Origin of the sequence: Phycicoccus flavus, from assembly GCF_004025965.2 — a bacterium.
Lineage (GTDB): Bacteria > Actinomycetota > Actinomycetes > Actinomycetales > Dermatophilaceae > Phycicoccus > Phycicoccus flavus.
On record NZ_SAYU02000031.1, the window covers coordinates 1 to 12,782 of the forward strand.

The following is a 12,782-nucleotide window of genomic DNA, read 5'->3' on the forward strand; positions in this document are numbered from 1 at the left end:
CTCTTCGACGGCCTCGACCTCGGCGGGTCCGGACGCCCCGGAGCCGCGGGTCCCGCGACCCACGACAGCGCGCACGCCGCCCTCGTCAACGCCGCCGGCGTCCCCACCTGGGCGCAGGCCGCCGCGGAGGGCCGCGGTCCCGACGGGGGTCCGGTCGCCCCTCCTGGGCGGCTCGACGCCGACGCCCTCCTCGAGGGCCTGAACCCCCAGCAGCGCGAGGCCGTGCTCCACGAGGGGCCGCCACTGCTCATCGTCGCGGGCGCCGGGTCGGGCAAGACCCGGGTCCTCACCCACCGCATCGCCCACCTGCTCGCCGACCGCGGGGTGCAGCCGGGACAGGTGCTCGCCATCACCTTCACGAACAAGGCCGCAGCGGAGATGCGCGAGCGGGTGTCGGCGCTCGTCGGCCCGCGGGCCAGGGCGATGTGGGTCATGACCTTCCACAGCGCGTGCGTGCGGATCCTGCGCCGCGAGGCCGACAAGGTCGGGATGCGCTCGCAGTTCTCCATCTACGACGCCGCCGACAGCCAGCGACGCCGGCGGTCGTCGGCCGGGCTGCGAGGATGGCCCGCGTGACCGGCTCCGACACCGTGCCCGACGACTTCGCCCGCTACGTCGCCGACTCCCCGACGTCCTACCACGCTGCCGCCGCGGCCCGGGACCGGTTCGTGGCGGCCGGGTTCACCGCTCTCGAGGAGTCCGCCGAGTGGCCCACCGCTCCGGGCGGATACGTCGTCGTCCGCGACGGCGCGGTCGTCGCCTGGCGGGTGCCGGCCGGTGCCGGGCCGACGACGCCGTTCCGGGTGCTCGGCGCACACACCGACTCGCCGGGCTTCCGGCTGAAGCCGCACGCCGTCGTCCGCGCCGACGGCTGGGAGCGCCTCAACGTCGAGGTCTACGGCGGGCCGATCCTCGGCAGCTGGTTCGACCGGGACCTCGCCGTCGCCGGGAGGGTGGTCGACCCCGACGGCACCGTCCGGCTCGTGCGCACCGAGGCGGTCGCCCGCATCCCGCACGTGGCGATCCACCTCGAGCGCACCGACGACTTCCGCCCCGACCGCCAGCGCCACCTCCTGCCCGTCGTCGGGGTCGACGACGGCTCCGACCCCGCCGACGTCCGCCACTGGCTGCGGGAGGCGCTCGGGGACGCCGTCGCCGGGGACCTCTTCCTCGCCGACACCCAGCCCGCCGCGCGCATCGGCGTCGGCGGCCGGCTGCTCGCCTGCGGCCGGATGGACAACCTCACGAGCGTCCACGCCGGTCTCGCCGGGCTGCTCGAGGCACCGGAGGACGCCGGGCACGTCGCCGTCCTCGCGGCCTTCGACCACGAGGAGGTCGGGTCGGCGTCGACGTCCGGCGCGGCCGGCCCGCTGCTCGAGGACGTCGTCGGCCGGATCCAGGAGGGGCTGGGCGCGAGCCGGTCCGAGGCCGCCAGGGCGCTGCGCGGGTCCTGGCTGCTCTCCAGCGACGCCGGACACCTCGTCCACCCCGGGCACCCGGAGAAGCACGACCCCGGCAACCGCCCGCGTCCCGGCGGCGGTCCGCTGCTCAAGGTCAGCGCCACCCAGCGGTACACGACCGACGCGCGCGGCGAGGCGCTCTTCGCGGCCACCTGCGCCGCCGCCGGGGTGCCGTGGCAGCACTACGTCAACGTCAACACCATCCCCGGCGGCTCGACGATCGGACCGCTCGCCGCGACCCGGCTCGGGATCCCCACGGTGGACGTCGGGGTCGGGCTGCTGTCGATGCACTCCGCCCGCGAGCTCGTGCACGTCGACGACCTCGTCGCCCTGCACGCGGCGGTCGCCGCCTTCCTCGCCGGCTGACGAGGGACCCCGCGACGGGCCTCAGCCCGGGTCGGGCCGCGGGCCGCGCCGGGCCTCGCCGGGCACCGGCACCCGGCCGTGCCGGAACAGGGGCTCCTCGCCCTCGGCCGGCGGCTCCTTCTTGGGACTCAGCGACCACAGCAGCCAGCCGATCCCCCCGAGCGGCACCTCCATGACGTGGGTGACGAGCGAGAACAGGACGACCCCGCCGGTGGCCGCCGCGGCGTCGGCCCCCCAGCCGACGAGGATCGCGCTCGTCGCCGTCTCGGTGACCCCGACCCCGCCCGGCGTGATACCGACCGCCGTGAGCAGCCGGCCGACGGCGTAGGCCGCGAAGAGCAGGTCCAGCGACAGCGTGACGCCCGTCTCGCGCATGACGAGGACGAAGAGGACGTAGTACGTCCCGAAGAAGGCGACGATCCCGAGGCTCATCGACCACCAGCGCCAGCGGACGACGTCGATGATGCGCGAGCGCAGGTCGCTCACGAGGTCCGCGACGCTCATCGCGGGGCCGGTGGCGCGCCGTCGTCGCACCAGCGGCCGGACCACGCGGTCGATCACCGCCCCGACCCGCTGGGCGACCCGCTCGCTGGCGAGCATGGCCGCCACCGTCCCGATGATCGCGAGCCCCGACAGCGACCCGGCGACGGCGAGGTCGGTGAGCGCGCGCGGCAGGTCGACCCCACCGGCGACGAGGACGAGGATCGCCAGCACCGGCAGCGCGATCCGGGCCAGGACGTTCCAGATGCCGGTGACGACGGCGGACGTCGACGTCGCGCGCCGGGTGAAGCCCCACGACCGGCACAGCGCGAAGGTGGCGGCGAGGCCGAGCGCCCCGCCGCCGGGCAGCAGGTTCGAGACCGACGACCCGCAGAGGTTGATGACGAGGGCCTTGCCGTGGGTCAGGCCGCGCAGCGAGCCGGTGAAGGTGAAGGTGTAGAACCACAGCCCGACGAGCATGAGCAGCTGCAGGCCGACCGCGTGCAGCAGCGGCACGGTGCGGATGACGGCCCAGATGTCGGACCACGACGTCTTCGCGAAGTAGGGCAGCCCCCACACGAGCAGCACGGCCGCCAGCGACAGCCCGACGAGGAACTGGAGGACCTGGCGGCCCTGGGTCGGCAGCTCGACGCCGCCGGCCCTCACGGCAGGCCCTCGAAGACGTCCCGGCGGACGCCGCCGCGGAACGGTCCGGAGGGGTCCCGGTACCACTCGCGGCCGAAGACGAGGTCGTAGAGGGGCCGCGGGATGCGCAGGAAGACGGCGAGCGTGCGGTCGCCGGTCTGCACACCCGCGCCGGGGGCCGACGCGCCGCCGCCGGTGGCCTGGGAGGCGTGCGCCCGCATCGCGGACCGCTTGGCCTCGACGTGGCGGCGGACGTCGATGCGGTGGGTGATGTCGCGCCGGGCGGTGAAGGCCCGTTCGAAGCTCGTGGGGTCGAACTCCTCCGGGAAGCGGTAGACGCGCGCGGCGAGCCGGACGGCGCGGGCGATGGTGTCGCGCGGGACGGTGGCCTCGAGCACCCGCGGCGTCCCGGCGATCCGGGCCGCCCGGGCGCCGACCTCGTGCACCCGCCGGTGGTCGCGGTGGCCGTAGCCGCCCGCGGCGTCGTAGCTGAGCAGGACATCGGCGCGCTCGGTGCGCAGGATGGCCGCGAGCCGTTCGGCGGCCTCCTCGACCGGGGCCCGGCAGAAGCGCGTCACGTCGGGCAGGTCCGGCTCGGGCTCGGGTCCGCTGCCGCTGTCCGCGTAGCCCAGCCACTCGACCCGGACGACGCCGAGCGCCGCGGCCGACCGCGCCGCCTCCGCGAGCCGCAGCTGTCCGAGGCCGATCCGCCGCAGGTCGTCGTCGGCCAGCCCCGCCCCGCCGTTGGTCGCGAGGACGAGCACGACGCGGTGCCCCTCGGCGGCGGCCTTCGCCATCGTGCCGGCCGTGAGGAGCGCCTCGTCGTCGGGGTGGGCGTGGAACGCCACGAGCGTGCGGGACATCGCGCCCATCCTCGCGCATGGCAGGGTGGTCCCCCGTGAAGGTCGCGCTCCTGTCGGACTGCTACCCGCCGCGGGTCGGGGGCATCGAGCGGCAGGTCCACGACCTCGCGCACCGGCTGGCCGGCGCGGGGCACGACGTCGAGGTGTTCACGGCCACCACCGGACCCGGGGGAGAGCGGCACGGCGCGCGGACCGCGGAGGACGGCGGCGTCGTCGTGCACCGGATGGCGCTGCCGCTGCCCGGCGGGGTCCCGGTCAACCCGCTGGCCCCGCCGGAGGTCCGTCGCCGGCTGGACGCGGGCGGCTTCGACGTCGCCCACGCCCACCTCGGCGTCGTCAGCCCGTTCGCCACCGACCTCGTGCGCACCGCCCGCGACGCCGGGCTGCCGGTGGCCGCCACCTTCCACTGCGTCCTCGGGGGGGCCGTGCCGGGGATGCGGGCCGCGGGCCACCTGCGGCGCTGGGCCGGCCGCGGGGTGGCCCTGAGCGCGGTGTCGCGGATGGCCGCCGACCAGGTCTCGCGCGCCGCCGGCGGGGCGCGGGTCGAGGTGCTCAACAACGGGGTCGACGCCGGCTGGTGGAGCGAGAGGGGCACCGACGACGCGGCGGACGGGGACGGCCCGTCGTCCGGGCTGCACGTCGTCACCGTGATGCGGCTCGTGCGGCGCAAGCGTCCCCTGGCGCTCCTCGGCGCACTGCACCGCACCCGGACCCTGCTCCCCGACGACGTGCCGCTGCGGGTCACCGTCGCCGGCGAGGGGCCGCAGCGGCGGGTCATGGAGTCCTACCTGCGGGCCCGCGGCATGGGCTGGGTGGCTCTGCCCGGGCGCCTGGACCGCGTCGGCCTGCGCCGCCTGCACCACGCCGCCGACGTCTACCTGTCCGCGGCCCGCCTCGAGGCGTTCGGCATCGCCGCGCTGGAGGCCCGGGCCGCCGGCCTGCCGGTCGTCGCGCTGCGGGGCACCGGCGTGGACGACGTCGTGAGCCACGGGGTCGACGGCCTGCTCGTCCCCGACGACGAGGCGCTGGCCGTCGCCGTGGCCGGGCTGGGCGCCGACCCCGGGCGGCTCGCCGCGATGCGCGAGCACCTGCGGGCGGTGCCGCCGCGGCAGGGCTGGGAGCGGGTGCTCGACGCGACGGTCGCCGAGTACCGCCGGGCCGGGGCCGCCGGGTGATCACCGTCGTCGGCCGGTCCGCCGGCACCGAGGTCGCGCGGTTCGTCCTCGAGCACGGCGCCGACCCGGCCGACGGGCTCGCCGCCCGGGGCTGGGCGACCGCGCCCGACGCCCCCGGTGACCCGTCGCGCGCGCCGGGGGTCGCCGTCAGCGGGGTCCTCGGCCGCCTCGTGCTCACCTACGACGTGACGGCCACGCGGGCCGTCGCCGCGTCGGCGGGACCGGCCGGGCCGGGGCTGTCCGCCACGGACCGGGCCGCGGTGACGCCCCGCCAGCGGGTGGCCGCGTACGCCGTCGTCGTCGACGCCGGACGCCTGCTGCTCACCCGGCTGTCGACCCGCACCGACGCCCCGGGCCGGTGGACGCTGCCCGGCGGCGGGCTGGACCCCGGCGAGTCGGCGGAGGCCGCCGTCGTCCGGGAGGTGAGGGAGGAGACGGGCCAGGACGTGGCCGACCTGCGGTTCGTCGGCGTGATGACCGCCCACTGGGTCGGCCGGTCCGACCGCGGCGCCGAGGACTACCACGCCGTCCGGTTGCTGCACACGGCCGTGTGCCCGGCACCCGGAGAGCCCGTCGTGCACGACGTCGGGGGCTCGACCTCGGACGCCCGGTGGGTCGCCCTGGACGCGCTCGGCGCCCTCGACCTCGTCCCCACCGTGCGGTGGGCCCTGCGGGCCACCGGCCACGCCTGAGCGCGACCGGGGCCGCAGGGCCCACGGGGTGGAGGGTCAGTCGGCCCGCCGCCCGGCGCGCAGACCGAGGACCCCGACCCCGGCGACGACGACCCCGCCGGCGACGACGGCCCACGGACCGATCTCGTCCCAGGCCGGGCTCACGTCGGCGGACTGCCCGACGAGGACGACGACGGCGACGAGCAGGCCGAGGAGCCCGAGGAAGAGGGCGAACGGGGCCGGGCCGGTGCGGTAGACGACCGGTGGGCCGTACGGCTGCGGCACCCCCGTCGGGGTGGGGCCGGCCGTCGTGGCGGGCGGCGGCACCGCCCGGCCGGCAGCCTCCGATTCCGGGCCCTCGGGGCCGTCCTCGCGGGTGGTCCCGCCCTCGAGACCGAGGTCGGCCGAGAGGGTCCGGGTGTCGTCGTCGGACCTGGGGTGGGTGTCGTCGGTGGCCATGTCAGCCCTCCTCGTCGATGGTGATGTCGCCGAACCCGAGCTGGACGGAGACGACGAGGTCCGGCTCGCCGCCGTCCCCGGTGACCACGCGGGGCGCGCGGTCGGTGCCGTCCTGCAGGACGTCGCTGCGCCGTTCGCCGGACGCGGTCGTGTAGTCGTGCTCGATGCGTCCGAGCCCGGTGGTCGGGACGATCTCGACGGTGAGGTCGGCGGGGACGCGGATGTCGAGCTGCCCGGCGCCGAGGCTGGCGCGGACCTCGCCGGCGGGGGCGCCGTCCGGCGGGGCGGTGAGCTGCCGCAGGTCGAGGACGGCGTCGCCCGCGCCCAGCTCGTAGTCGGCCGGCAGGCCGGACGTCATGGGGGTCCAGGTGCGGTCCCCGAAGCCGCCGCGTGCGTCGACCGCCTGGGTCGCGGCGGCCGTCGCGACGCCGAGGAAGGCCAGGACGACGACGAGGAAGCCGCTGAACCCGGCGGCCCGGCCGGAGAGGCCCAGCCCGACGACGACGGCCGAGACCCCGGCCAGGGCCAGCACGATCCCGAGGACGGCCGGCTCGCCCGGGAACCCGACGGGCCCGGCGAGCAGCGTCCCCAGACCGCCGAGGACGATGGCGACCCCGAGCGAGACGAGCCCGACGAACCCGCTCGGACGCCGGCGGCGGGGCCGCGGGGGCGGCGGCGGCACGGGGGCGGCGGGCGGGCGAGCGCCGCCGTAGGGGCCGCGGGCGAGGGTGCCCGGTCCGCCGGGGGGCGTCCCGGCCGGCGCCGCGGTGGACGGAGCGCCGGTGTCGAGCGTGCCGGGGGCGAAGGAGCTGGTCGGTGCGGACATCGGGGGTCCTCCGGGGGTGGGGCCGGCGACGGTGTCGTCGCCGACGGGAGCGGGGGTGCCGGGTGGCGGCGGCGGGGGGACGGCGCGGGCGGGGCCGGTGCCCGGCCACGGGGCGAGGGCGCCGGGCCGGCTGCGGGTGGCGAGGAACCACACGACGAGCGCGACCGGCAGGACGATCCACAGCGAGCTGCCGATGCCGTCGTTCCCGAAGCCCACCGAGGCGAGCCCGCCGACGACGAACAGCCCGGCGGCGACGCCGAGGACGACGGGCCAGGCCTCGCCCTGCCGCAGCGCGCGCTCGGCGAGGACGCGGTCGTGGCGGTCGGGCAGGACGAACCACAGGACGAGGTAGAGGGCGATGCCGAAGCCGCCGGCGATGGTCAGGGCGATGGCCGCGGCCCGGATGAGCAGGGGGTCGACGTCGACCCGGGCCGCGATGCCCGAGCAGACGCCGCCGAACCAGCGGCGGTCGGTGTCCCGGCGCAGACCGAGGCCGCGCAGCCGGGAGAAGAGGTCGTCGAGGGCGCCGGGCGCTCGCTGGGGCGGCGGGGGCTCCTGGGTGGTCGTGTCCGTCATACCGACCAGGGTCCCGGCGACGGCCGCCCGCCCGCCATGAGGGTCGACCCTGACCCTGCCCTGAGCGGACCCCTGGAGCGGGCCCGGAGGCCTCCCGGTGCGTCAGGATGGGGGTGTGCCCACCCCCTACGAGCCCGCGACCGTCCGGGCCGCCGCCGCCGCGCCCGAGCCGGTGCCGGCGCCGTCCCGGCCGCCGCTCGTGCGCTCGCGGGCGGCCGGGTGGACGCCCGGGGTCTGCGAGGCCGTGGCCCGCCACCTCGGGGTGTCGCGGCGGCTCGTGCGGCTCGCGTTCGTCGTCCTCGCGGTCTCCGGCGGGGCCGGCGTGGCCGCGTACGTCTTCCTCTGGGCCCTCACCGGCGAGGAGGACATCGCCCCGCAGGACGAGCCCGGCCGGCGCTGGTCCGAGCGGCGCCGGTGGCTGCTCTACCTCGCGGTCGGCGTCGTCATCGTCCTCGTGGGGCTGGCGCTGCTCGTCCCCGGCGTCGGCGTCGACATCCGCGGCTCCTTCCTCGTGCCGGTCGTCGCCATCGGGGTCGGGGCGGTCGTCGCCTGGAGCACCCTCGACGACGCCCAGCGCACCCGGTGGCTGTCGTCGGGGCCCGGCGGCGTCGGGTGGCTGCGGGTGGGCATCGGGTCCATCCTCGCGCTCGTCGGCATCCTCGCGCTGATGACCCGCGGCCGCTCCGTCACCGTCGTCTGGGACGCGATGCTCGCGGCGCTGTCGGTGCTCGTCGGCGCGCTCATCCTCGCGGCCCCGTGGGCCGTCCGGCTGTGGAGCGACTTCCGGCGCGAGCAGGTCGCCGCCGCCCGCGCCACCGAGCGCGCCGACATCGCCGCCCACCTGCACGACTCCGTGCTGCAGACCCTCGCCCTCATCCAGCGCCAGTCCGCCGACCCGCAGGCCGTGACCCGGCTGGCCCGGGCCCAGGAGCGCGAGCTGCGGACCTGGCTCTACGACGGGCCGACCGGCTCTCAGGAGTCGCTGGCCGCCGCCGTCACCGAGGTCGCGCACGAGGTCGAGGACGTGCACGGCGTCCCCGTCGACCTCGTCGTCACCGGCGACCGGCCCTTCGAGCAGCACGGCGTCGCCCTGTCCCGGGCGCTGCGCGAGGCACTGCTCAACGCCGTCCGGCACGGCGCCCCACCCGTCACCGCCTACGTCGAGATCGGGCCGAGCGGGGTCGAGGCGTTCGTCCGCGACCGCGGCACGGGCTTCGACCTCGACGCCGTCCCCGAGGATCGGCTCGGGGTCCGCCAGTCCGTCCTCGGCCGCATGGAACGGCACGGCGGCTCGGCCCGGGTCCGCCGCCGCGAGGACGGCACCGAGGTCGAGCTGCGGCTGCCGCCGATCGAAGGAGAACCGACATGAGCCCCTCGTCCAGCACCCCGTCCGGTGCGACCCCGGCCGGCCCGTCCGGCGGGTCCTCCGGCGGCGGGTCCGGCGGCGCGCCCACCCCGGTGCGCGTCGTCCTCGTCGACGACCACCGGATGTTCCGCACCGGGGTGCGGGCCGAGCTCACCGAGGCCATGTCCGGCGGGTTCCCGGTGTGCGAGTTCGTCGGCGAGGCACCCGACGTCGACACCGCGGTCGCGGTCATCCGCCGCGAGACCCCGGACGTCGTCCTCCTCGACGTGCACCTGCCCGGCGGCTCCGGCAACGGCGGCGCCGACGTCGTGCGCGGGTGCGCCGGCGTCGAGACCGCCGCGGGGACGCCGGTGCGCTTCCTCGCGCTGTCGGTGTCCGACGCGGCCGAGGACGTCATCGCCGTCATCCGGGCCGGCGCGCGCGGGTACGTGACGAAGACGATCACCGCCCGCGACCTCGTGTCCGCCATCCGCCGGGTGGCCGACGGGGACGCCGTCTTCTCGCCCCGGCTCGCCGGGTTCGTCCTCGACGCGTTCGGGGCCGCGGCGGGCGAGATCGCCGAGGTCGACGAGGAGCTGGACCGGCTCTCGGCGCGCGAGCGCGAGGTCATGCGGCTCATCGCCCGCGGCTACCAGTACAAGGAGGTGGCCAAGGAGCTGTTCATCTCCGTGAAGACCGTCGAGACGCACGTGTCGTCGGTGCTGCGCAAGCTCCAGCTGTCCTCCCGGCACGAGCTCACCGCCTGGGCCATGGGCCGCCGCCTCGTCTGAGCCCGCCTCCCCACCCGTCCCGACTTCCCCGCCCCATCCGCGAAGGGCGGGGTTGGCAAGGTTTGATCGCCCCTGCGAACCCCGGGTTTCCCGTGTAGAGCACGCGCCGGCCCTCAGGCCGCCGGGTGGCGGCCGAGCGTCGCGGCGGCGTCCCTAGGCTGTCCGCATGGAGATCGTCGAGAACCTGCTCGTCCTGCTGCACCTGCTCGGGATGGCGGCAATCGTCGGCAGCGCGGTGTTCGTCGCCCGTGGCCGCCCGACGCCGGCGCTGCTCTGGGGAGCCCGGGCGCAGATCGTCACGGGCCTGCTCCTCGTCGGCGTCGTCGAGATGGGCGATGACCCGGTGAACCACGCCAAGATCGGCGTCAAGCTCGTCGTCGCGATCGCCGTCGCCGCCTGCGCCGAGGTCGCGGCCGGCCGGGCCCGCCGGGGTCGGGGCGAGCGCCCGCAGCTCGTGCACGCCGCCGGCGGGCTCGCCGTGCTGAACGCGGCGGTCGCCGTCCTCTGGGTCTGAGGGCTGCCCGACGCCGGCGAGGCCGGGGCGTCCGTCACCGCCTGTGCGGCCGGCGGCGGTCAGGGCAGGAGCAGCAGCTTGCCCTGGGTGCGCCGACCCTCGAGGTCCTCGTAGGCCCGGGCGGCGTCGGCGAGGTCGTAGCGGCCGCCGATCGACACCCGCAGCGAGCCGTCGGCCACGGCGCCGAGCACCTCGCGCGAGCGCCACTCCAGCTCCTCGCGGGTCGCCACGTGGTGGCCCAGCGACGGTCGGGTGAGGAACAGGGAGCCGCCGCCGTTGAGGCGCTGGATGTCGAACGGCGGCACCTGACCGCTCGCCGCGCCGAAGAGGGCCATGACCCCGCGCGGGCGCAGCGAGGCCAGCGAGGCGTCGAAGGTGTCCTTGCCCACCCCGTCATAGGCGACGTCGACCCCGCGTCCGTCGGTCGCCTCGCGCACCGCGGCGGCGAGGTCGTCGACGTCCCGGTAGTCGATGACGTGGTCGGCCCCGAGCCCGCTCGCCGTCGCGCACTTCTCCGGTCCGCCCGCCGTCGCGACCACCGTGCCGCCGAGCGACTTCACGGTCTGCACGAGCAGCTGCCCGACGCCACCGGCCGCGGCGTGCACGAGCGCCGTCGTGCCCGTGGCCACCGGGTAGGTGCTGCTCGTCAGGTAGTGCGCCGTGAGGCCCTGGAGCATGACGGCGGCCGCGACGTCGAGGTCGACCCCGTCCGGCACCGCCACGACGCCGGAGGCCGGCTGGACGCTGAAGCGCGCGCCGCTGCCGATGCCCTGGGGCCACGCGACCCGGTCGCCGACGGCGAGCCCGGTGACGTCGGCGCCGACCGCGACGACGGTGCCGGCGCCCTCGTTACCGGCGACGAACGGGGTCTCCATCGGGTAGACGCCCTCGCGCTGGTAGACGTCGATGAAGTTGACGCCGACGGCGGCGACCTCGACGAGCACCTGGTCCCGGCCGGGCTCGTCGGCGTCCCGCTGCTGCACCTCGAGGACGTCGCGCCCCCCGGTCTCGGTGACGACGAGGGCGGGTCCGCTGTGCTGGCTCATGCCGCCGATGCTAGGCGGGCGCCCCCCGGTCGAGGGCGATCCAGTACCGGCGCTTGCCGTCGCGGACGTCCTCGAGCACCCCGCCGTTGGCCTCGATCGTCCGGGCCGACCCGACGTTGTCGTCGTCGCAGGTGACGAGGACCGGGTCGATGCCCAGGGCCGCGCACTCCGGCAGCGCGAGGCGCAGGGCGTCGGTGGCGACGTGCCGGCGGCGGGCGGACGGGCGCACCGAGTAGCCGATGTGGCCGCCGTACTCCAGGAGGAACGGCGTCAGCCGGTGCCGGACGGACAGCGACCCCAGGTAGGTCGTGGGGTCGGCGTCGTCGACCACCCAGAAGAAGGTGCACGGCACGTGGCCGGTCGGTCGCGGGGTGTCCTCGCGGGCCTGGTCGCGCCGGTGCCCTGCGAAGCGCGCGAAGCCCTCGGGGGTCTCGAGCTCGGCGCGGGAGAAGGCGACCCCCGCGAAGCCGCCCTCGTCCGGCTCCTCGACCCACAGCCCGTCGCCGTCGCGGTGACCCTCGCCGACCGCGACGAACTCGTCGTGGGCCGCGAGGTAGGACGCGCGCATCGCGGCGTCGGGGGCGTGCAGGACGATCACCCGGCCGACGGTACGTCGGCGGCGCGGGCGCCTTCCACCCCGTCACCCGGTGCGCAGGCCGCGCAGCACGGCGTCGAGCATGTCCGGCGTCAGCCGCTTCGTGTAGGTGTTGTGCGGACTCACGTGGTAGGAGCCGACGAGCCAGACGACGCGGCCGTCGGGCAGCCCCAGGGGGACCTCGGCGGCGTGCCCGAACCGGGGTTTGGGCCGCGGCACCTCCCAGCCGAGGGCGCGGGCGGCGTCGATCGCCGCGTTCCAGCCGATCGAGCCCAGGCAGAGGACCGCGCGCAGACGCGGCGCCGCGAGCACGAGGTCGCGCTCGAGCCACGGCGAGCAGGCGGCGCGCTCGTCCGGCGTCGGCGCGTTGCGGGGCGGGGCGCAGCGGACGGCTGCGACGATGCGCAGCCCGGTGAGCCGCTGGCCGTCGCCGGCGCCCACCGAGGTCGGGAGCGCGGCGAAGCCGGTGCGGTGCAGGGCGGCGTAGAGGAAGTCGCCCGAGGCGTCGCCGGTGAACATCCGGCCGGTGCGGTTCGTCCCGTTGGCGGCGGGGGCGAGCCCGACGAGCAGCACCTCGGCGTCGGGGTCGCCGAACGACGGGCCGGGGCGTCCCCAGTACGGCTGCTCCGCGAACGCGGCCCGGCGCCCGGTGCGCGCGACGTCCTCGCGCCAGGTGACGAGGCGGGGGCAGGCCCGGCACACCGAGATCCGCGCCTGGAGGGCGGGGACGTCCGCGGCGGAGGCGGCGAGCCGGCGGACCTGCGCCGGGGTGCGGGCCACCGGGGTGTCCGGGGCGGCGGGGTCGTCCGGCCAGCCGCCACCGGCCGGCGCGGGGGAGGGCAGCGGTGTGCCCGTCACCGGGTGCGGGTCGAGCCGGTCCCCGTCGGTGACCGGGTGCGGGTCCCGCCGTCCGTCCGCCATGCCGCGACTCTACGGAGGCGGGCGGCGCCGGTCGGCGTCCGACCGCGGC

13 protein-coding genes and 1 pseudogene are annotated in these 12,782 nt (G+C 77.1%); 7 read left to right on the top strand and 7 right to left on the bottom strand.

Going from position 1 to position 12,782, the window contains the following annotated elements; all coding sequences use genetic code 11:
• Both EPD83_RS20670 and EPD83_RS10630 read left to right on the top strand, forming a co-directional pair.
• A pseudogene (locus tag EPD83_RS20670) lies at nucleotides 1-534 on the top strand (UvrD-helicase domain-containing protein); the annotation flags it as partial.
• A gap of 29 nt (nucleotides 535-563) precedes the next feature.
• A complete protein-coding gene (locus tag EPD83_RS10630) occupies nucleotides 564-1,826 on the top strand; it encodes a M18 family aminopeptidase (protein ID WP_128365691.1) in 1,263 nt (420 codons plus the stop codon).
• A gap of 21 nt (nucleotides 1,827-1,847) precedes the next feature.
• Here EPD83_RS10630 and EPD83_RS10635 read toward each other — a convergent pair whose 3' ends face one another.
• Both EPD83_RS10635 and EPD83_RS10640 read right to left on the bottom strand, forming a co-directional pair.
• Nucleotides 1,848-2,972 (bottom strand): lysylphosphatidylglycerol synthase domain-containing protein, encoded by a 1,125-nt coding sequence (locus EPD83_RS10635; RefSeq protein ID WP_235950497.1) that lies wholly within the window; start codon nucleotides 2,970-2,972, stop codon nucleotides 1,848-1,850.
• Entirely contained in the window at nucleotides 2,969-3,823 is an 855-nt protein-coding gene (locus EPD83_RS10640; protein ID WP_128365692.1) for a PIG-L deacetylase family protein, read from the bottom strand. Before EPD83_RS10640 ends, EPD83_RS10635 begins: the two co-directional genes overlap by 4 nt.
• A 26-nt stretch (nucleotides 3,824-3,849) precedes the next feature.
• Here EPD83_RS10640 and EPD83_RS10645 point away from each other — a divergent pair, with 26 nt between their 5' ends.
• Complete coding sequence (locus tag EPD83_RS10645) at nucleotides 3,850-4,989, top strand: glycosyltransferase family 4 protein (protein WP_235950498.1); 1,140 nt, start codon at nucleotides 3,850-3,852, stop codon at nucleotides 4,987-4,989.
• Nucleotides 4,986-5,681, top strand: a complete 696-nt coding sequence (locus EPD83_RS10650; RefSeq protein ID WP_128365694.1) for an NUDIX hydrolase — start codon at nucleotides 4,986-4,988, stop codon at nucleotides 5,679-5,681. The genes EPD83_RS10645 and EPD83_RS10650 overlap by 4 nt, the downstream gene beginning before the upstream one ends.
• Nucleotides 5,682-5,717: 36 nt before the next feature.
• Here the strand turns inward: EPD83_RS10650 and EPD83_RS10655 are convergent, their stop codons facing one another.
• The gene (locus EPD83_RS10655) at nucleotides 5,718-6,119 is read right to left on the bottom strand and encodes a hypothetical protein (protein ID WP_128365695.1); all 402 of its coding nucleotides are present in this window, start codon (nucleotides 6,117-6,119) and stop codon (nucleotides 5,718-5,720) included.
• 1 nt (nucleotide 6,120) lies between these two features.
• Nucleotides 6,121-7,521, bottom strand: coding sequence for a PspC domain-containing protein (locus EPD83_RS10660; RefSeq protein ID WP_128365696.1), 1,401 nt, complete (start codon nucleotides 7,519-7,521; stop codon nucleotides 6,121-6,123).
• A gap of 115 nt (nucleotides 7,522-7,636) precedes the next feature.
• Here EPD83_RS10660 and EPD83_RS10665 point away from each other — a divergent pair, with 115 nt between their 5' ends.
• The 3 genes from EPD83_RS10665 (at nucleotide 7,637) to EPD83_RS10675 (ending at nucleotide 10,171) form a co-directional block, all read left to right on the top strand.
• Nucleotides 7,637-8,890 carry an ATP-binding protein gene (locus EPD83_RS10665; RefSeq protein ID WP_235950500.1) on the top strand — a complete coding sequence of 418 codons (1,254 nt, stop codon included), beginning with the start codon at nucleotides 7,637-7,639 and terminating at the stop codon, nucleotides 8,888-8,890.
• Entirely contained in the window at nucleotides 8,887-9,657 is a 771-nt protein-coding gene (locus EPD83_RS10670; protein ID WP_128365697.1) for a LuxR C-terminal-related transcriptional regulator, read from the top strand. The genes EPD83_RS10665 and EPD83_RS10670 overlap by 4 nt, the downstream gene beginning before the upstream one ends.
• 166 nt (nucleotides 9,658-9,823) lie before the next feature.
• Nucleotides 9,824-10,171: a hypothetical protein gene (locus tag EPD83_RS10675; protein ID WP_128365698.1), complete on the top strand. Its 348-nt coding sequence runs from the start codon at nucleotides 9,824-9,826 to the stop codon at nucleotides 10,169-10,171.
• A 59-nt stretch (nucleotides 10,172-10,230) separates the two neighbouring features.
• On the opposite strand, the gene EPD83_RS10680 is transcribed toward EPD83_RS10675, so the two are convergent.
• From EPD83_RS10680 to EPD83_RS10690, 3 genes are read right to left on the bottom strand one after another with little or no spacing between them, the layout of a single operon-like run.
• Complete coding sequence (locus tag EPD83_RS10680) at nucleotides 10,231-11,217, bottom strand: quinone oxidoreductase family protein (RefSeq protein WP_128365699.1); 987 nt, start codon at nucleotides 11,215-11,217, stop codon at nucleotides 10,231-10,233.
• Nucleotides 11,218-11,227: 10 nt separating this feature from the next.
• The gene (locus EPD83_RS10685) at nucleotides 11,228-11,815 is read right to left on the bottom strand and encodes a GNAT family N-acetyltransferase (RefSeq protein WP_235950504.1); all 588 of its coding nucleotides are present in this window, start codon (nucleotides 11,813-11,815) and stop codon (nucleotides 11,228-11,230) included.
• A gap of 42 nt (nucleotides 11,816-11,857) precedes the next feature.
• Nucleotides 11,858-12,733, bottom strand: coding sequence for a uracil-DNA glycosylase (locus EPD83_RS10690; RefSeq protein ID WP_128365700.1), 876 nt, complete (start codon nucleotides 12,731-12,733; stop codon nucleotides 11,858-11,860).
• Nucleotides 12,734-12,782 lie beyond the last annotated feature (49 nt).

Coding starts and splice junctions, on each gene's coding strand:
- EPD83_RS10630 (WP_128365691.1), top strand. CDS start 564: ATGGCCCGCGTGACCGGCTCCGACACCGTGCCCGACGACTTCGCCCGC.
- EPD83_RS10670 (WP_128365697.1), top strand. CDS start 8,887: ATGAGCCCCTCGTCCAGCACCCCGTCCGGTGCGACCCCGGCCGGCCCG.
- EPD83_RS10660 (WP_128365696.1), bottom strand. CDS start 7,521: ATGACGGACACGACCACCCAGGAGCCCCCGCCGCCCCAGCGAGCGCCC.
- EPD83_RS10640 (WP_128365692.1), bottom strand. CDS start 3,823: ATGGGCGCGATGTCCCGCACGCTCGTGGCGTTCCACGCCCACCCCGAC.
- EPD83_RS10675 (WP_128365698.1), top strand. CDS start 9,824: ATGGAGATCGTCGAGAACCTGCTCGTCCTGCTGCACCTGCTCGGGATG.
- EPD83_RS10690 (WP_128365700.1), bottom strand. CDS start 12,733: ATGGCGGACGGACGGCGGGACCCGCACCCGGTCACCGACGGGGACCGG.
- EPD83_RS10680 (WP_128365699.1), bottom strand. CDS start 11,217: ATGAGCCAGCACAGCGGACCCGCCCTCGTCGTCACCGAGACCGGGGGG.
- EPD83_RS10655 (WP_128365695.1), bottom strand. CDS start 6,119: ATGGCCACCGACGACACCCACCCCAGGTCCGACGACGACACCCGGACC.